Source organism: Escherichia sp. MAL-1, assembly GCF_052948035.1.
The window spans coordinates 4598054-4617935 of sequence record NZ_CM129609.1 but is presented as its reverse complement, the minus strand read 5'-3'; the positions used below and the strand labels follow the sequence as shown (position 1 = coordinate 4617935).

13 protein-coding genes, 1 rRNA gene and 1 riboswitch are annotated in these 19882 nt (G+C 51.4%); of the genes, 8 read left to right on the top strand and 6 right to left on the bottom strand.

All coding sequences use genetic code 11. The features are described 5' to 3' along the window. Positions 1 to 10 precede the first annotated feature (10 nt). Positions 11 to 126 (top strand): 5S ribosomal RNA (rrf, locus tag ACU8XX_RS23040). 294 nt (positions 127 to 420) lie between these two features. Here rrf and ACU8XX_RS23035 read toward each other — a convergent pair. Further along, positions 421 to 864: an acetyltransferase gene (locus ACU8XX_RS23035; RefSeq protein ID WP_097466716.1), complete on the bottom strand. Its 444-nt coding sequence runs from the start codon at positions 862 to 864 to the stop codon at positions 421 to 423. 156 nt (positions 865 to 1020) lie between these two features. Between ACU8XX_RS23035 and metA the strand changes: the two genes are divergently transcribed. The 4 genes from metA (at position 1021) to aceK (ending at position 7171) form a co-directional block, all read left to right on the top strand. Further along, positions 1021 to 1950 (top strand): homoserine O-succinyltransferase MetA, encoded by a 930-nt coding sequence (gene metA / locus ACU8XX_RS23030; protein ID WP_446908381.1) that lies wholly within the window; start codon positions 1021 to 1023, stop codon positions 1948 to 1950. A gap of 268 nt (positions 1951 to 2218) precedes the next feature. Beyond that, a complete protein-coding gene (aceB, locus tag ACU8XX_RS23025) occupies positions 2219 to 3820 on the top strand; it encodes a malate synthase A (protein WP_240765309.1) in 1602 nt (533 codons plus the stop codon). Between the two features lie 29 nt (positions 3821 to 3849). Further along, positions 3850 to 5154 carry an isocitrate lyase gene (aceA, locus tag ACU8XX_RS23020; RefSeq protein WP_000857856.1) on the top strand — a complete coding sequence of 435 codons (1305 nt, stop codon included), beginning with the start codon at positions 3850 to 3852 and terminating at the stop codon, positions 5152 to 5154. A gap of 280 nt (positions 5155 to 5434) precedes the next feature. Continuing rightward, positions 5435 to 7171, top strand: coding sequence for a bifunctional isocitrate dehydrogenase kinase/phosphatase (aceK, locus tag ACU8XX_RS23015; RefSeq protein WP_001137223.1), 1737 nt, complete (start codon positions 5435 to 5437; stop codon positions 7169 to 7171). Here the strand turns inward: aceK and ACU8XX_RS23010 are convergent. After that, the gene (locus ACU8XX_RS23010; protein ID WP_000632890.1) at positions 7140 to 8714 is read right to left on the bottom strand and encodes a ShET2/EspL2 family type III secretion system effector toxin; all 1575 of its coding nucleotides are present in this window, start codon (positions 8712 to 8714) and stop codon (positions 7140 to 7142) included. The two genes, aceK and ACU8XX_RS23010, sit on opposite strands and share 32 nt — an antisense overlap. A 316-nt stretch (positions 8715 to 9030) precedes the next feature. After that, the gene (gene iclR, locus ACU8XX_RS23005; RefSeq protein ID WP_000226403.1) at positions 9031 to 9855 is read right to left on the bottom strand and encodes a glyoxylate bypass operon transcriptional repressor IclR; all 825 of its coding nucleotides are present in this window, start codon (positions 9853 to 9855) and stop codon (positions 9031 to 9033) included. A gap of 199 nt (positions 9856 to 10054) precedes the next feature. Here iclR and metH point away from each other — a divergent pair, with 199 nt between their 5' ends. Together metH and ACU8XX_RS22995 are read left to right on the top strand one after the other, a co-directional pair. After that, on the top strand, positions 10055 to 13738 hold the full coding sequence (gene metH, locus ACU8XX_RS23000) for a methionine synthase (RefSeq protein WP_000096011.1): 3684 nt from the start codon (positions 10055 to 10057) through the stop codon (positions 13736 to 13738). 219 nt (positions 13739 to 13957) lie between these two features. Next, complete coding sequence (locus ACU8XX_RS22995) at positions 13958 to 15589, top strand: Na/Pi cotransporter family protein (RefSeq protein WP_000956830.1); 1632 nt, start codon at positions 13958 to 13960, stop codon at positions 15587 to 15589. Between the two features lie 90 nt (positions 15590 to 15679). On the opposite strand, the gene pepE is transcribed toward ACU8XX_RS22995, so the two are convergent. Further along, positions 15680 to 16369: a dipeptidase PepE gene (gene pepE / locus ACU8XX_RS22990; protein WP_000421763.1), complete on the bottom strand. Its 690-nt coding sequence runs from the start codon at positions 16367 to 16369 to the stop codon at positions 15680 to 15682. Positions 16370 to 16580: 211 nt separating this feature from the next. Here pepE and rluF point away from each other — a divergent pair, with 211 nt between their 5' ends. Further along, positions 16581 to 17453, top strand: a complete 873-nt coding sequence (gene rluF / locus ACU8XX_RS22985; RefSeq protein ID WP_000936377.1) for a 23S rRNA pseudouridine(2604) synthase RluF — start codon at positions 16581 to 16583, stop codon at positions 17451 to 17453. Positions 17454 to 17585: 132 nt separating this feature from the next. Here the strand turns inward: rluF and ACU8XX_RS22980 are convergent, their stop codons facing one another. Then, on the bottom strand, positions 17586 to 17858 hold the full coding sequence (locus ACU8XX_RS22980; RefSeq protein ID WP_001207634.1) for a DUF3811 domain-containing protein: 273 nt from the start codon (positions 17856 to 17858) through the stop codon (positions 17586 to 17588). Positions 17859 to 18110: 252 nt separating this feature from the next. Beyond that, entirely contained in the window at positions 18111 to 19460 is a 1350-nt protein-coding gene (lysC, locus tag ACU8XX_RS22975; RefSeq protein WP_001290310.1) for a lysine-sensitive aspartokinase 3, read from the bottom strand. 91 nt (positions 19461 to 19551) lie between these two features. Next, positions 19552 to 19748, bottom strand: a riboswitch (Lysine riboswitch). Positions 19749 to 19882 lie beyond the last annotated feature (134 nt).

The following is a 19882-nucleotide window of genomic DNA, read 5'->3' as shown; positions in this document are numbered from 1 at the left end:
ACAGAATTTGCCTGGCGGCCTTAGCGCGGTGGTCCCACCTGACCCCATGCCGAACTCAGAAGTGAAACGCCGTAGCGCCGATGGTAGTGTGGGGTCTCCCCATGCGAGAGTAGGGAACTGCCAGGCATCAAATAAAACAAAAGGCTCAGTCGAAAGACTGGGCCTTTTGTTTTATCTGTTGTTTGTCGGTGAACGCTCTCCTGAGTAGGACAAATCCGCCGGGAGCGGATTTGAACGTTGCGAAGCAACGGCCCGGAGGGTGGCGGGCAGGACGCCCGCCATAAACTGCCAGGCATCAAATAAAGCGAAAGGCCATCCGTCAGGATGGCCTTTTTGCATTGGCGCAGAAAAAAATGCCGGATGCGACGCTGGCGCGTCTTATCCAGCTTACGCAGGCACGATAGCACGATAGGGGGCGGCTTATTCCCCCACATACGCCAGATTCAGCAACGGATACGGTTTCCCCAAATCGTCCACCTCAGAGCGTCCCGTAACCTTAAAACCCACCTTCTTATAGAACCCAACCGCCTGCTCATTTTGCTCATTAACGTTGGTTGTCAGTTCCGGTGCCATCGAGAGCGCATGCTCCACCAGCACCCGACCTACGCCGCAGCCGTGCACATCAGGATCGATAAACAGCGCATCCATATGCTGCCCACTTAGCAACATAAATCCAACCGGCTGATCCCGCTCATTAACCGCGACCCACAACGGCGCTTCCGGCAGGAAGGAACGAACTAGGTCCTCCAGCTCGGTCCGATACTCTGCTGATAGAAAATCGTGAGTGGCATCGACAGAACGACACCAAATCGCAACGAGTTCCTCCCCTTCCTCATGCCGTGAGCGGCGAATACTAATAACCATTTTCTCTCCTTTTAGTCATTCTTATATTATAACGTAGTCTTTTCCTTGAAACTTTCTCACCTTCAACATGCAGGCTCGACATTGGCAAATTTTCTGGTTATCTTCAGCTATCTGGATGTCTAAACGTATAAGCGTATGTAGTGAGGTAATCAGGTTATGCCGATTCGTGTGCCGGACGAGCTACCCGCCGTCAATTTCTTGCGTGAAGAAAACGTCTTTGTGATGACAACTTCTCGTGCGTCTGGTCAGGAAATTCGTCCACTTAAGGTTCTGATCCTTAACCTGATGCCGAAGAAGATTGAAACTGAAAATCAGTTTCTGCGCCTGCTTTCAAACTCACCTTTGCAGGTCGATATTCAGCTGTTGCGCATCGATTCCCGTGAATCGCGCAACACGCCCGCAGAGCATCTGAACAACTTCTACTGTAACTTTGAAGATATTCAGGATCAGAACTTTGACGGTTTGATTGTAACTGGTGCGCCGCTGGGCCTGGTGGAGTTTAATGATGTCACTTACTGGACGCAGATCAAACAGGTGCTGGAGTGGTCGAAAGATCACGTCACCTCGACGCTGTTTGTCTGCTGGGCGGTACAGGCCGCGCTCAATATCCTCTACGGCATTCCTAAGCAAACTCGCACCGACAAACTCTCTGGCGTTTACGAGCATCATATTCTCCATCCTCATGCGCTTCTGACGCGTGGCTTTGATGATTCATTCCTGGCACCGCATTCGCGCTATGCTGACTTTCCGGCAGCGTTGATTCGTGATTACACCGATCTGGAAATTCTGGCAGAGACGGAAGAAGGGGATGCATATCTGTTTGCCAGTAAAGATAAGCGCATTGCCTTTGTGACGGGCCATCCCGAATATGATGCGCAAACGCTGGCGCAGGAATTTTTCCGCGATGTGGAAGCCGGACTAGACCCGGATGTACCGTATAACTATTTCCCGCACAATGATCCGCAAAATACACCGCGAGCGAGCTGGCGTAGTCACGGTAATTTACTGTTTACCAACTGGCTCAACTATTACGTCTACCAGATCACGCCATACGATCTACGGCACATGAATCCAACGCTGGATTAATCTTCTGTGATAGTCGATCGTTAAGCGATTCAGCACCTTACCTCAGGCACCTTCGGGTGCCTTTTTTATTTCCGAAACGTACCTCAGCAGGTGAATAAATTTTATTCATATTGTTATCAACAAGTTATCAAGTATTTTTAATTAAAATGGAAATTGTTTTTGATTTTGCATTTTAAATGAGTAGTCTTAGTTGTGCTGAACGAAAAGCGCACAACGATCCTTCGTTCACAGTGGGGAAGTTTTCGGATCCATGACGAGGAGCTGCACGATGACTGAACAGGCAACAACAACCGATGAACTGGCTTTCACAAGGCCGTATGGCGAGCAGGAGAGGCAAATTCTTACTGCCGAAGCGGTAGAATTTCTGACTGAGCTGGTGACGCATTTTACGCCACAACGCAATAAACTTCTGGCAGCGCGCATTCAGCAGCAGCAAGATATTGATAACGGAACGTTGCCTGATTTTATTTCGGAAATAGCTTCCATTCGCGATGCTGATTGGAAAATTCGCGGGATTCCTGCGGACTTAGAAGACCGCCGCGTAGAGATAACTGGCCCGGTAGAGCGCAAGATGGTGATCAACGCGCTCAACGCCAATGTGAAAGTCTTTATGGCCGATTTCGAAGATTCACTGGCACCAGACTGGAACAAAGTGATCGACGGGCAAATTAACCTGCGTGATGCGGTTAACGGCACCATCAGTTACACTAATGAAGCAGGCAAAATTTACCAGCTCAAGCCCAATCCAGCGGTTTTGATTTGTCGGGTACGCGGTCTGCACTTGCCGGAAAAACATGTCACCTGGCGTGGTGAGGCAATCCCCGGCAGCCTGTTTGATTTTGCGCTCTATTTCTTCCACAACTATCAGGCACTGTTGGCAAAGGGCAGTGGTCCCTATTTCTATCTGCCGAAAACCCAGTCCTGGCAGGAAGCGGCCTGGTGGAGCGAAGTCTTCAGCTATGCAGAAGATCGCTTTAATCTGCCGCGCGGCACCATCAAGGCGACGTTGCTGATTGAAACGCTGCCCGCCGTGTTCCAGATGGATGAAATCCTTCACGCGCTGCGTGACCATATTGTTGGTCTGAACTGCGGTCGTTGGGATTACATCTTCAGCTATATCAAAACGTTGAAAAACTATCCCGATCGCGTCCTGCCAGACAGACAGGCAGTGACGATGGATAAACCATTCCTGAATGCTTACTCACGCCTGTTGATTAAAACCTGCCATAAACGCGGTGCTTTTGCGATGGGCGGCATGGCGGCGTTTATTCCGAGCAAAGATGAAGAGCACAATAACCAGGTGCTCAACAAAGTAAAAGCGGATAAATCGCTGGAAGCCAATAACGGTCACGATGGCACATGGATCGCTCACCCAGGCCTTGCGGACACGGCAATGGCGGTATTCAACGACATTCTCGGCTCCCGTAAAAATCAGCTTGAAGTGATGCGCGAACAAGACGCGCCGATTACTGCCGATCAGCTGCTGGCACCTTGTGATGGTGAACGCACCGAAGAAGGTATGCGCGCCAACATTCGCGTGGCTGTGCAGTACATCGAAGCGTGGATCTCTGGCAACGGCTGTGTGCCGATTTATGGCCTGATGGAAGATGCGGCGACGGCTGAAATTTCCCGTACCTCGATCTGGCAGTGGATCCATCATCAAAAAACGTTGAGCAATGGCAAACCGGTGACCAAAGCCTTGTTCCGCCAGATGCTGGGCGAAGAGATGAAAGTCATTGCCAGCGAACTGGGCGAAGAACGTTTCTCCCAGGGGCGTTTTGACGATGCCGCACGCTTGATGGAACAGATCACCACTTCCGATGAGTTAATTGATTTCCTGACCCTGCCAGGCTACCGCCTGTTAGCGTAAACCACCACATAACTATGGAGCATCTGCACATGAAAACCCGTACACAACAAATTGAAGAATTACAGAAAGAGTGGACTCAACCGCGTTGGGAAGGCATTACTCGCCCATACAGTGCGGAAGATGTGGTGAAATTACGCGGTTCAGTCAATCCTGAATGCACGCTGGCGCAACTGGGCGCAGCGAAAATGTGGCGTCTGCTGCACGGTGAGTCGAAAAAAGGCTACATCAACAGCCTCGGCGCACTGACTGGCGGTCAGGCGCTGCAACAGGCGAAAGCGGGTATTGAAGCAGTCTATCTGTCGGGATGGCAGGTAGCGGCGGACGCTAACCTGGCGGCCAGCATGTATCCGGATCAGTCGCTCTATCCGGCAAACTCGGTGCCAGCTGTGGTGGAGCGGATCAACAACACCTTCCGTCGTGCCGATCAGATCCAATGGTCCGCGGGCATTGAGCCGGGCGATCCGCGCTATGTCGATTACTTCCTGCCGATCGTTGCCGATGCGGAAGCCGGTTTTGGCGGTGTCCTGAATGCCTTTGAACTGATGAAAGCGATGATTGAAGCCGGTGCAGCGGCAGTTCACTTCGAAGATCAGCTGGCGTCAGTGAAGAAATGCGGTCACATGGGCGGCAAAGTTTTAGTGCCAACTCAGGAAGCTATTCAGAAACTGGTCGCGGCGCGTCTGGCAGCTGACGTGACGGGCGTTCCAACCCTGCTGGTTGCCCGTACCGATGCTGATGCGGCGGATCTGATCACCTCCGATTGCGACCCGTATGACAGCGAATTTATTACCGGCGAGCGTACCAGTGAAGGCTTCTTCCGTACTCATGCGGGCATTGAGCAAGCGATCAGCCGTGGCTTGGCGTATGCGCCATATGCTGACCTGGTCTGGTGTGAAACCTCCACGCCGGATCTGGAACTGGCGCGTCGCTTTGCACAAGCTATCCACGCGAAATATCCGGGCAAACTGCTGGCTTATAACTGCTCGCCGTCGTTCAACTGGCAGAAAAACCTCGACGACAAAACTATTGCCAGCTTCCAGCAGCAGCTGTCGGATATGGGCTACAAGTTCCAGTTCATCACCCTGGCAGGTATCCACAGCATGTGGTTCAACATGTTTGACCTGGCAAACGCCTATGCCCAGGGCGAGGGTATGAAGCACTACGTTGAGAAAGTGCAGCAGCCGGAATTTGCCGCCGCGAAAGATGGCTATACCTTCGTATCTCACCAGCAGGAAGTGGGTACAGGTTACTTCGATAAAGTGACGACTATTATTCAGGGCGGCACGTCGTCGGTTACAGCGCTGACCGGCTCCACCGAAGAATCGCAGTTCTAAGCAACAACAACCGTTGCTGACTGTAGGCCGGATAAGGCGTTCACGCCGCATCCGGCAATCGGTGCACGATGCCTGATGCGACGCTTGCGCGTCTTATCATGCCTACAGCCGTTGCCGAACGTAGGCCGGATAAGGCGTTCACGCCGCATCCGGCAATCGGTGCACGATGCCTGATGCGACGCTTGCGCGTCTTATCATGCCTACAACCGTTGCCGAACGTAGGCCGGATAAGGCATTTACGCCGCATCCGGCAATTCTCTGCTCCTGATGAGGGCGCTAAATGCCGCGTGGCCTGGAATTACTGATTGCTCAAACCATTTTGCAAGGCTTCGACGCTCAGTATGGTCGATTCCTCGAAGTGACTTCCGGGGCGCAGCAGCGTTTCGAACAGGCCGACTGGCATGCTGTCCAGCAGGCGATGAAAAACCGTATCCATCTTTACGATCATCACGTTGGTCTGGTCGTGGAGCAACTGCGCTGCATTACTAACGGCCAAAGTACGGACGCGGCATTTTTACTGCGCGTTAAAGAGCATTACACGCGGCTGTTGCCGGATTACCCGCGCTTCGAGATTGCGGAGAGCTTTTTTAACTCCGTGTACTGTCGGTTATTTGACCACCGCTCGCTTACTCCCGAGCGGCTTTTTATCTTTAGCTCCCAGCCAGAGCGCCGTTTTCGTACTATTCCGCGCCCGCTGGCGAAAGACTTTCACCCCGATCACGGCTGGGAATCTCTGCTGATGCGCGTTATCAGCGACCTGCCGCTGCGTCTGCGTTGGCAGAATAAAAGCCGTGACATTCATTACATCATTCGCCATCTGACGGAAACGCTGGGGACAGACAACCTCGCGGAAAGTCATTTACAGGTGGCGAACGAACTGTTTTACCGCAATAAAGCCGCCTGGCTGGTGGGCAAACTGATCACGTCTTCCGGCACATTGCCCTTTTTGCTGCCGATCCACCAGACGGACGATGGCGAGTTATTTATTGATACCTGCCTGACGACCACCGCCGAAGCGAGCATCGTCTTTGGCTTCGCGCGTTCTTATTTTATGGTTTACGCGCCGCTGCCCGCAGCGTTGGTCGAGTGGCTACGGGAAATTCTGCCGGGTAAAACCACCGCTGAATTGTATATGGCTATCGGCTGCCAGAAGCACGCCAAAACCGAAAGCTACCGCGAATATCTCGTTTATCTACAGGGCTGTAATGAGCAGTTCATTGAAGCGCCGGGTATTCGTGGAATGGTGATGTTGGTATTTACGCTGCCGGGCTTTGATCGGGTATTCAAAGTCATCAAAGACAAGTTCGCGCCGCAGAAAGAGATGTCTGCCGCTCACGTTCGTGCCTGCTATCAACTGGTGAAAGAGCACGACCGTGTGGGCCGAATGGCGGACACCCAGGAGTTTGAAAACTTTGTGCTGGAGAAGCGGCATATTTCCCCGGCATTAATGGAATTACTGCTCCAGGAAGCAGCGGAAAAAATCACCGATCTTGGTGAGCAGATTGTAATTCGCCATCTCTATATCGAGCGGCGGATGGTGCCGCTCAATATCTGGCTGGAACAAGTGGAAGGTCAGCAGTTGCGCGACGCCATTGAAGAATACGGTAACGCTATTCGCCAGCTTGCCGCTGCTAACATTTTTCCTGGCGACATGCTGTTTAAAAACTTCGGTGTCACCCGTCACGGGCGTGTGGTTTTTTATGATTACGATGAAATTTGCTACATGACGGAAGTGAATTTCCGCGACATCCCGCCGCCGCGCTATCCGGAAGACGAACTTGCCAGCGAACCGTGGTACAGCGTCTCGCCGGGCGATGTTTTCCCGGAAGAGTTTCGCCACTGGCTATGCGCCGACCCGCGTATTGGTCCGCTGTTTGAAGAGATGCACGCCGACCTGTTCCGCGCTGATTACTGGCGCGCACTACAAAACCGCATACGTGAAGGGCATGTGGAAGATGTTTATGCGTATCGGCGCAGGCAAAGATTTAGCGTACGGTATGGGGAGATGCTTTTTTGAGTAAAGCTTCCATATAATTTTTCTCCGCAATGTATCGAGGGTTATCCGTAAAGCCAAAGCTTTCAGCCATCTTATTTAATGTATTAAGGATTAATTCAGCAATAACCCGGTGACCCAATTCAAAAGCCAACTCAAAGGCAGAGTATTTTTGTGGGGCTTTGTGTTGCCAAAAATCCATAATATCTTCAGCGGTAAATCCAAACAGGCGTGCATGGTTAGATAAAGCAAGATAAACCGTCTCTACAACATTTTGTTGTTTATGCTGTATCGCTGAAAACAAACCGGGATATTCATTAGAATTATTTGCCAGGAGGAGGGGCTTCATATTTTTTTTATCGAATTTAAACGTATTAAACAGAGTGGGTAATGCGTTAAAAATAGTATTAATAACGTTCATATGTCCACTATTATAGGCAGTCAACATTTCTGTTCTATGTAGTTCTGGCATTTTCTGGAGCTGAATCATCAGTTGTGTAAGTTGGTGATTCTGACCAATTGCCATTAGCAAATTCATCGTTGCTGGTGATAATGGAGGGGTTATTTCATCCACAGATCCTTTTAACATCAATAGCTGTTCTTTCGGAAGTGCTGGAATTATTGCAACAGATTGGTTAATAACATGATCATTTGACCATTTCAGGAGGCTATAATCTACATTCATAAAATCCATCAGAGAATAGTGTTTAATATCCTCTTTGCTTTCGCTCATAATTCTTATTTTATCGTTAGTTACATTAGGATCATAAACCGAAACCACGTAATGGGTACATCCTTCAGTTGTGTTCTTTATTCTTAGCCGGACCGTCAAAGCATGGTTATCCACCAGTAATATGGCTGCCATAACACTGATGCCATTTGATTCCATCTTGTCAAAATATGCTTTCATAACTAGCCCGAAATCACCGCAGGCAGCAACGCAACGCCCCTCAGGACGGCTGGAAACCAACGCCAAAGTCTGGTTTTTGCATTTTTTGTTGAAGTGCGTGAGAAATTTTTCAGCTGAAGAGTAATCATCTTGATGGGGTTTGTAATCAACATTCTGATAAATATCATTAATATATTGTGCAGCAATGTGTCGGCATACTATACGGTTTTGGGGTCGCCCCGGAAAATAACATTGACCATTAAGTTTAATTCTTGGGAATTCTTTTTCTTTTCTATCTGATTTTAGGTTTAATTCTTGTTTATCAAGAGTGTCTGAGCGTTGAGGTAAAATTTCCATTAGGTATTCTTCAAATATTGGGGCAATGGTTTGAGTAAGTGTCGTGTTTTCGTTTTTATTAATTATCGTAATTTCTTTCTTATCAGCTTGTAAGACGGACGTGGAAAATTTAATGACAAAATCCTTGTTGCTAAAGATATGACGACCATTTTGTCTACAGTTCTCTGAGAAGCTTTTTAATAGAGGCGTCGCCAGCTCCTTGCCAGAAAATTTATCCTCGAGTTCTTTATAAAACAATTCACTCAGGGTTTGGTGTTCATTTGTCTGGGCTGTATTATTAATATTTGCAGAGAAAGAACTACGAGGGATGCGAGTAATCATTTAAATATCTCATTGTTTATTGATGTCTTGAATTTTAACTATCAGAACAGTGAAAAAATTTAATATGATTACAACTAAAGAAATATCATAAATCGCTCAATCTCATAATGCAGCCGTAAAAGTTTCGGTGGAATGAGATCTTGCGATTTTGTTAATGATTAAGTGGTTTGATGTTTAAAAATAATGCTGAGTTAATAAAAGTGTGTGAAGTGTATGACATTAAGTTATTTTGGCGTCAATGCGATTAACAGACACCCTTATTCTATTGCCACTCAGGTATGATGGGCAGAATATTGCCTCTGCCCGCCAGAAAAAGTCAGCGCATTCCACCGTACGCCAGCGTCACTTCCTTCGCCGCTTTAATCACCATCGCGCCAAACTCGGTCACGCGGTCATCGGTAATACGTGAAATCGGTCCGGAAATTGAAATTGCGGCAAACGGTTCGCGGTGCTCATCGAAAATACACGCTGCAAGGCAACGTAGCCCCAGTGCATGTTCCTCATCGTCAAATGAATAACCCCGTTTGCGCGTTTGGGCGAGATCTTCTTTTAAATGCACAGGAGACACCAGCGTTGCGTGGGTATAGGCATGTAACCCTTTGCGGTGCAGCAGCTTCGTCACCTGTTCTTCGCTCAGTTGGGCTAAAAAGGCTTTACCCGCACCGGAAGCGTGCATCGGCAATTTACCGCCGATAGGCGCGGACATTCGCATCAGATGCGTACACTGTACCTGGTCGATAATAATCGCTTCGTGATCGCTTTGATCAAGCACCGCCATATTGACCGTTTCGCCAGACTCTTCCATTAAATTGCGCAGGATAGGGTGAACAATCGCTAACAAATTACGGCTCTGGAGAAAGCTGCTGCCGACCATAAAGGCATGTGCGCCGATTGCCCAATGTCCCAGTTCGCCGACCTGACGCACGAAACCCTGCTGTTGCATCGTGGTTAGCAGGCGGTGGGTCGTGGAATTGGGTAACCCGGCTTGTTGCGCCAGCTCTGTGAGTGCCACACTGCCATTGGATTCGGCAATCCACTCCAGTAATTTCAGGCCACGCGTTAAAGACTGAACCTGTCCAGTCGCTGGTGCGGTGGCAACGGCGGGTTTTCTGCCGCGTTTCGCGGGAATGGGTGCGACCATGACAGCCTCCTTTTTCTGTATCGTGGAAATCATTTTCATTTTTATTGTTAGCTAATGCAATAGTTGCTGAACTGATCCGATGAGTTAATGTTGAACAAATCTCATGTTGCGTGGTGGTCGCTTTTACCACAGATGCGTTTATGCCAGTATGGTTTGTTGAATTTTTATTAAATCTGGGTTGAGCGTGTCGGGAGCAAGTGTGAGCAGCAAAGTGGAACAACTGCGTGCGCAGTTAAATGAACGTATTCTGGTGCTGGACGGCGGTATGGGCACCATGATCCAGAGCTATCGACTGAACGAAGCCGATTTTCGTGGTGAACGCTTTGCCGACTGGCCATGCGATCTCAAAGGCAACAACGACCTGCTGGTGCTCAGCAAACCGGAAGTGATCGCCGCTATCCACAACGCCTACTTTGAAGCGGGCGCGGATATCATCGAAACCAACACCTTCAACTCCACGACCATTGCGATGGCGGATTACCAGATGGAATCCCTGTCGGCGGAAATCAACTTTGCGGCGGCGAAACTGGCGCGAGCTTGTGCTGATGAGTGGACCGCGCGCACGCCGGAGAAACCGCGCTACGTTGCCGGTGTTCTCGGCCCGACCAACCGCACGGCGTCTATTTCTCCGGACGTAAATGATCCGGCATTTCGTAATATCACTTTTGACGGGCTGGTGGCGGCTTATCGAGAGTCCACCAAAGCGCTGGTGGAAGGTGGCGCGGATCTGATCCTGATTGAAACCGTTTTCGACACCCTTAACGCCAAAGCGGCGGTTTTTGCGGTGAAAACGGAGTTTGAAGCGCTGGGCGTTGAGCTGCCGATTATGATCTCCGGCACCATCACCGACGCCTCCGGGCGCACGCTCTCCGGGCAGACCACCGAAGCATTTTACAACTCATTGCGCCACGCCGAAGCTCTGACCTTTGGCCTGAACTGTGCGCTGGGGCCCGATGAACTGCGCCAGTACGTGCAGGAGCTGTCACGGATTGCGGAATGCTACGTCACCGCGCACCCGAACGCCGGGCTACCCAACGCCTTTGGTGAGTACGATCTCGACGCCGACACGATGGCAAAACAGATACGTGAATGGGCGCAAGCGGGTTTTCTCAATATCGTCGGCGGCTGCTGTGGCACCACGCCACAACATATTGCAGCGATGAGTCGTGCAGTAGAAGGATTAGCGCCGCGCAAACTGCCGGAAATCCCCGTAGCCTGCCGTTTGTCCGGCCTGGAGCCGCTGAACATTGGTGAAGATAGCCTGTTTGTGAACGTGGGTGAACGCACCAACGTCACCGGTTCCGCTAAGTTCAAGCGCCTGATCAAAGAAGAGAAATACAGCGAGGCACTGGATGTGGCCCGCCAGCAGGTGGAAAACGGCGCGCAGATTATCGATATCAACATGGATGAAGGGATGCTCGACGCCGAAGCGGCGATGGTGCGTTTTCTCAATCTGATTGCCGGTGAACCGGATATCGCTCGCGTGCCGATTATGATCGACTCTTCAAAATGGGATGTCATTGAAAAAGGTCTGAAGTGTATCCAGGGCAAAGGCATTGTTAACTCTATCTCGATGAAAGAGGGCGTCGACGCCTTTATCCATCACGCGAAGCTCTTGCGTCGTTACGGTGCGGCAGTGGTGGTAATGGCCTTTGACGAACAGGGACAGGCCGATACCCGCGCACGGAAAATCGAGATTTGCCGTCGGGCGTACAAAATCCTCACCGAAGAGGTTGGCTTCCCGCCAGAAGATATCATCTTCGACCCGAACATCTTCGCGGTCGCAACCGGCATTGAAGAGCACAACAACTATGCGCAGGACTTTATCGGCGCCTGCGAAGACATCAAACGCGAACTGCCGCACGCGCTGATTTCCGGCGGCGTATCTAACGTTTCTTTCTCATTCCGTGGCAACGATCCGGTGCGCGAAGCCATTCACGCAGTGTTCCTCTACTACGCTATTCGCAATGGCATGGATATGGGGATCGTCAATGCCGGGCAGCTGGCGATTTACGACGACCTGCCCGCTGAACTGCGCGACGCGGTGGAAGATGTGATTCTTAATCGTCGCGATGATGGCACTGAGCGTTTACTGGAGCTTGCCGAGAAATATCGCGGCAGCAAAACCGACGACACCGCTAACGCCCAGCAGGCGGAGTGGCGCTCGTGGGAAGTGAATAAACGTCTGGAATACTCGCTGGTCAAAGGCATTACTGAGTTTATCGAGCAGGATACCGAAGAAGCCCGCCAGCAGGCTACGCGCCCGATTGAAGTGATTGAAGGCCCGTTGATGGACGGCATGAACGTGGTCGGCGATCTGTTTGGCGAAGGCAAAATGTTCCTGCCACAGGTGGTCAAATCGGCGCGCGTCATGAAACAGGCGGTGGCCTACCTCGAACCGTTTATTGAAGCCAGCAAAGAGCAGGGCAAAACCAACGGCAAGATGGTGATCGCCACCGTGAAGGGCGACGTCCACGACATCGGTAAAAATATCGTTGGTGTGGTGCTGCAATGTAACAACTACGAAATTGTCGATCTCGGCGTTATGGTGCCTGCGGAAAAAATTCTCCGTACCGCTAAAGAAGTGAATGCTGATCTGATTGGCCTTTCGGGGCTTATCACGCCGTCGCTGGACGAGATGGTTAACGTGGCGAAAGAGATGGAGCGTCAGGGCTTCACTATTCCGCTATTGATTGGCGGCGCGACGACCTCAAAAGCGCACACGGCGGTGAAAATCGAGCAGAACTACAGCGGCCCGACGGTGTATGTGCAGAATGCCTCGCGTACCGTTGGTGTGGTGGCGGCGCTGCTTTCCGATACCCAGCGTGATGATTTTGTCGCTCGTACCCGCAAGGAGTACGAAACCGTACGTATTCAGCACGGGCGCAAGAAACCGCGCACACCACCGGTCACGCTGGAAGCGGCGCGCGATAACGACTTCGCTTTTGACTGGCAGGCTTACACGCCGCCGGTGGCGCACCGTCTCGGCGTGCAGGAAGTCGAAGCCAGCATCGAAACGCTGCGTAATTACATCGACTGGACACCGTTCTTTATGACCTGGTCGCTGGCCGGGAAGTATCCGCGCATTCTGGAAGATGAAGTGGTGGGCGTTGAGGCGCAGCGGCTGTTTAAAGACGCCAACGACATGCTGGATAAATTAAGCGCCGAGAAAACGCTGAATCCGCGTGGCGTGGTGGGCCTGTTCCCGGCAAACCGTGTGGGCGATGACATTGAAATCTACCGTGACGAAACGCGTACCCATGTGATCAACGTCAGCCACCATCTGCGTCAACAGACCGAAAAAACAGGCTTCGCTAACTACTGTCTCGCTGACTTCGTTGCGCCGAAGCTTTCTGGTAAAGCAGATTACATCGGCGCATTTGCCGTGACTGGCGGGCTGGAAGAGGACGCACTGGCTGATGCCTTTGAAGCGCAGCACGATGATTACAACAAAATCATGGTGAAAGCGCTTGCCGACCGTTTAGCCGAAGCCTTTGCGGAGTATCTCCATGAGCGTGTGCGTAAAGTCTACTGGGGCTATGCGCCGAACGAGAACCTCAGCAACGAAGAGCTGATCCGCGAAAACTACCAGGGCATCCGTCCGGCACCGGGCTATCCGGCCTGCCCGGAACATACGGAAAAAGCCACCATCTGGGAGCTGCTGGAAGTGGAAAAACACACTGGCATGAAACTCACAGAATCTTTCGCCATGTGGCCCGGTGCATCGGTTTCGGGTTGGTACTTCAGCCACCCGGACAGCAAGTACTACGCTGTAGCACAAATTCAGCGCGATCAGGTTGAAGATTATGCCCGCCGTAAAGGTATGAGCGTTACCGAAGTTGAGCGCTGGCTGGCACCGAATCTGGGGTATGACGCGGACTGATTCACAAATCTGTCACTTTTCCTTACAACAAACAGGGCGCTCAATGAGTGCCCTGTCTCTTTATTAATATGAAACACTTATACTGGAAACAGGCTGGAATAATCTTAGCCGGAAAAACGAATGTCAAAAGGCACAGTAAAGATGCCAGTCAGCGTGTTTCCGGTCCTTTGGTCATTCAATTGCTTCAGGAACATATAACGATAAGGAGAACCTGAACTCGTGTTAACGCTGCTTCACCTGCTTTCTGCCGTCGCCCTGCTGGTCTGGGGGACTCATATTGTTCGAACCGGCGTAATGCGCGTCTTCGGCGCGCGTTTGCGTACTGTCCTTAGCCGGAGCGTCGAAAAAAAGCCGCTCGCCTTTTGCGCGGGGATCGGCGTTACCGCACTGGTACAGAGCAGTAATGCCACCACCATGCTGGTGACCTCGTTTGTCGCTCAGGATCTGGTAGCCCTCGCACCGGCTCTGGTCATTGTGCTGGGTGCAGATGTCGGGACGGCGCTAATGGCGCGTATTCTCACCTTCGACTTATCCTGGCTGTCACCGTTACTTATTTTTATCGGCGTGATTTTTTTCCTCGGACGCAAACAGTCACGCGCCGGGCAACTGGGCCGCGTCGGTATTGGTCTTGGGCTGATTTTGCTAGCGCTGGAGTTGATTGTGCAGGCCGTAACGCCGATCACCCAGGCAAACGGCGTTCAGGTGATCTTTGCCTCGCTGACCGGCGATATTCTGCTGGATGCGCTGATTGGCGCGATGTTCGCCATTATCAGCTACTCCAGCCTTGCTGCTGTACTGCTGACCGCGACTCTGACCGCCGCAGGCATTATCTCCTTCCCCGTGGCGCTCTGTCTGGTGATTGGTGCTAACCTCGGTTCCGGTCTGCTGGCAATGCTCAACAACAGTGCCGCCAATGCCGCAGCCCGCCGTGTCGCGCTGGGTAGTCTGCTGTTTAAGCTGGTGGGTAGCCTGATTATCCTGCCGTTTGTCCATTTGCTGGCAGAGACAATGGGGAAGTTGTCATTGCCAAAAGCGGAACTGGTGATCTATTTCCACGTCTTCTACAACCTTGTACGTTGCCTGGTCATGCTGCCATTTGTTGACCCGATGGCACGGTTTTGCAAAACGATTATTCGCGATGAACCGGAACTGGATACCCAGCTACGGCCTAAACATCTGGATGTCAGCGCGCTGGATACGCCCACGCTTGCTCTGGCGAACGCCGCGCGCGAAACCCTGCGCATTGGCGACGCCATGGAACAGATGATGGAAGGGTTGAATAAAGTGATGCACGGTGAGCCACGGCAGGAGAAAGAGCTGCGTAAGCTGGCAGATGATATCAACGTTCTCTACACCGCCATTAAGCTGTATCTGGCGCGGATGCCAAAAGAAGAGCTGGCGGAGGAAGAGTCGCGCCGCTGGGCAGAGATCATCGAAATGTCGCTCAACCTTGAACAGGCCTCCGATATCGTCGAGCGCATGGGCAGCGAAATTGCTGACAAATCACTGGCAGCACGGCGGGCATTTTCGCTTGATGGGTTGAAGGAACTGGATGCGCTCTATGAGCAATTGCTCAGTAATTTAAAGCTGGCAATGTCGGTGTTCTTCTCTGGCGATGTCACCAGCGCTCGTCGTTTGCGTCGCAGCAAACATCGTTTTCGCATTCTTAATCGCCGCTATTCCCACGCCCACGTCGATCGCCTGCATCAGCAAAACGTGCAGAGCATTGAAACCAGTTCGCTACATTTAGGCTTACTGGGAGATATGCAGCGCCTGAACTCGCTGTTTTGTTCGGTGGCTTACAGTGTGCTGGAACAGCCGGATGAAGATGAAGGACGGGACGAGTATTAATATTGTGAATCCTGTAGGCCTGATAAGACGCGTCAAGCGTCGCATCAGGCACTATGAACAAGATGCCGGATCATGCATCCGGCAATTCACTTAAAAACGGTGACCAGCTTCCAGCGGAACCGCTTCTTCACCAGCCTTAAACACATAAGTGGTGTTCGGGCCACCCAGCGTAGCGTGACCTTTACTCACTGTGATCCAGTTACCTTCCGGTAGACCAATAATCGTCAGTTCTGGCGCGACGACCAGCAGTTCGCGAATACGCTGCTCACGGGTTTCACCTTTATGGCCTTCCGGCAGCGCGTTGGTGAAGTGCGGGTTGATTTGCAGCGGGAACAGATTTAGCGCATCGAAACCTTGCGGATCGACAATCGGCATATCGTTGGTGGTACGAATAGTTGGGCAAGCAAGGTTAGCGCCTGCGCTCCAGCCAATATACAGAGCGCCACGTTTAACCACGTCAGTAATTGGTGCCAGCAGCCCGCGCTCGCGGCACTGTTTCAGCAACTGGAAAGTATTCCCGCCGCCGACAATCACGATCTCAGCATTTTCAATCGCGGCAACGGGATCGACAACGCTATGAATACCGGTGACAGAAACACCCAGCGGAGCGAGAACCGCAGCCGTTTTCGCTGTGTAATCATCCCAGGTCTGCGTTACGCCAGCGAAAGGGATAAACACCGCTGAGCGGCGACCCTGCAACTGTTCAGCAATTAGCGGCAGTGCATGTTCCAGCCAGGCTTTACCCGGCAGCGTCGAGTTACTCAATAAAAGCAGTTCCATTACTTCTCCGGTTAGTAAGAAATCACGGGAGGCATGCTACCACTGCGAATTTAACCACTTACTGACATGGCTCACGATGTCGCACATTGCTTCTGGAAAGTGATTTGAGCAGGTAACGAATTCAAGCCAATGGAAATAACAAATAGTTCGCTCATGACTATTTTTTATCAACCCAAAGGTACGGTATATTCCGTTTTTTACAGGAGAATTTATGCTGCCCGACTCATCAGTCCGTTTAAATAAATACATCAGCGAAAGCGGAATTTGCTCACGCCGCGAAGCGGATCGCTATATCGAGCAAGGCAATGTGTTCCTTAATGGCAAGCGAGCCACCATTGGCGATCAGGTGAAACCCGGCGACGTTGTGAAAGTAAACGGTCAGTTGATTGAACCTCGGGAAGCCGAAGATTTGGTACTTATCGCCCTGAACAAGCCCGTTGGTATTGTAAGCACCACCGAAGATGGCGAGCGCGATAACATTGTCGATTTCGTTAACCACAGCAAACGCGTGTTCCCGATTGGCCGCCTGGATAAAGACTCCCAGGGGCTGATTTTCCTCACCAATCACGGCGATCTGGTGAATAAGATCCTGCGTGCTGGCAATGATCATGAGAAAGAGTATCTGGTGACGGTCGATAAACCGATTACCGAGGAGTTTATTCGCGGCATGAGTGCGGGGGTGCCAATCCTCGGGACAGTGACCAAAAAGTGCAAAGTTAAAAAAGAAGCGCCGTTTGTCTTCCGCATTACCCTGGTGCAGGGGCTGAACCGTCAGATCCGGCGCATGTGCGAGCATTTCGGCTATGAAGTGAAAAAGCTGGAACGCACGCGCATCATGAACGTTAGCTTAAGCGGCATTCCGCTGGGGGAATGGCGCGATTTAACCGACGATGAGTTAATCGACCTCTTTAAGCTCATTGAAAATTCCTCTTCCGAGGTAAAACCTAAAGCGAAGGCCAAACCGAAAACAGCGGGCATCAAACGTCCAGTCGTTAAGATGGAAAAAACGGCGGAAAAAGGCGGTCGCCCGGCGTCCAACGGTAAGCGTTTTACCTCGCCGGGGCGTAAAAAGAAGGGGCGCTGATTAACGCCTCAGACTGATGAAAACGGCCCAAAAGTGCCCGGACAGTCCCCTCGCCCCTTCGGGAAAAGGGTTAGGGTGAGGGGAAAATTGTGTTCACACTGACGAGTGAAAATCTCAGGCGTTGATTGTGGATTAGCGCCTGCCGCGCGTCGACGTATTTGCTGACCAGCTAAATGACGCTTCAGGATCCGGTTTATAAGCCTGCTTTTTCTTCAACTGGCGGGCTTTTTTCGCTTCAGCCTCACGCTCAACCATTAATTTATCGATGTAATCTTTCTTAATGCTGTTGGTTTCGGAGTTGGTCAATACGCGACCATGCGCAATCCGCGCCCGATCCAGCAGTGTTTTAAGTTCACGCTGCTCGCGTTCAGTCATCTCTTTTTGGGTAATACGGGGGAGTGCCATGATGGTGCCCTCAGTGAGCCAGAGAGTTCAGTGTACGGGAATTCGTTTGCGAGCAGAACTGATAATATTCATTTTGCCTTCTCTTAACTATTTATCTCTTTCGATAATTAATTAGAGATGCAGATAAAAAAATTAAAGGCAATTATTCTCCGATAAAGACGCTGGTTAACAGAGTACAGGCTCGTTTATTGATGAGCATAGTGACAAGAAAATCAATACGGCCCGAAATATAGCTTCCAGGCCATACAGTATTTACTCAAACAAATTACTATGCAGTTTTTGCACCACCTGCTCGGCATCTTCGCCGGGCACCAGGAAGCACAGGTTATGGCTGGATGCGCCATAACAAATCATGCGAATGTTGAACGGTTCCAGTACGCCGAATACCTCTTTGCCAACGCCGCAGGCTTTTGACAGGTCATTGCCAATCAACGCGACCAGCGCCAGACCTTCTTCCACCTCCACCCGACACAGTGCGGAAAGCTCCATCAGCAGAGATTGCGTCAGCAACGTATCGCCAGTGGAGGTTGAACCGGTGGTATCAAGGGTTAATGCCACGCTCACTTCTGACGTGGTGATTAAGTCTACCGAAATATTATGCCGCGCGAGGATGCCGAAAACTTCCGCGAGGAAACCGCGAGAATGCAGCATATTCAGGCTGTGCAAAGTGAGCAGAGTCTGATTGCGACGAAGCGCCAGAGCGCGGAACAGCGGCGGATTTTCAGTTTTATTGCACACCAGCGTACCACCTGCGCGTGGGTCTTTGCTGGAGCCGACAAAGACCGGGATATCGCTGCGTACTGCGGGTAGCAACGTTGCCGGATGCAGTACTTTTGCACCAAAAGTTGCCATCTCTGCCGCTTCGGCAAACGCGATTTCATCAATGCGTTTTGCTGCGGAAACTACGCGTGGATCGGTGGTGTAGATGCCCGGGACGTCGGTCCAGATATCAACACGAGATGCGTGTAAAGCCTCCGCCAGCAAGGCTGCCGTATAATCGCTGCCTCCACGGCCAAGCGTCGTTGTACGACCTTTATTTTCGCTACCGATAAATCCCTGGGTGATCACTAAGCCTTCATTGAGACGTGGGAGCAGCTGCAGCGCGGCCAGTTCCGCCAGCGCGGCTATATCTGGCTCTGCACGACCAAATCGGTCGTTGGTACGCATCACTTTACGTACATCAAACCACTGTGCCTGAACATCGCGTTCGCGCAGGATCTCAACAAACAGCAGGGTCGACATCAGCTCGCCGTGGCTGACCAGCTCATCTGTCAGCGCCGGAGACGTTGCCAGCGCCGCCGCTTCTGCCAGAACAGTAATGTTCTCCAGCAGACGTTCAATCTCTTCACGGATAACGTTCGGGTAACGCAGACGTTCCAGAATGGCAAACTGGATGTTGCGGATAGCGTCGAGTTTTTCGAATCGCTCGCCAGGTTCCAGTCCTTCAGCTAAAGCGACCAGCAGATTAGTGATACCAGCAGAAGCCGAGAGGACAACTAAACGCACGTTGGCATCAGAAAGCACAATATCAGCGCTGCGGTTCATGGCGTCAAAATCAGCTACGCTGGTACCGCCAAATTTGGAGACAACAATTTCAGACATAACTACCTCGTGTCAGGGGATCCATTTTCAGCCTTGGCACAAGGGAAGAGCGGAAGACGGGTGGGCGCAGAGCGATACTTCGCTACTATTTTCACCCAGAAGTGCTCCACCACTTGCGAAACGCCCGACTGCGAACGCTTCTGGTGACAACCCAGGGGATTCAGCCCCTGTAGCCGATGATGAACGTGGCCAGCCGTTCAATCACCTCGGCGATGCACCCCCTCAGGTGTTATCACAGGACTGGCTCCTCCAACACCGTTACTTGGGCAACGCGCCTCTTCTGGCCTGCGCTAGCGCAGGTAGTACATTTATAAATAAAGGGTGAGCGGGGCGGTTGTCAACGACGGGGTCATGCGGATTTTTCATCCACTCCTGGCGGTCAGTAGTTCAGCTAATAAATGCTTCACTGCGCTAAGGGTTTA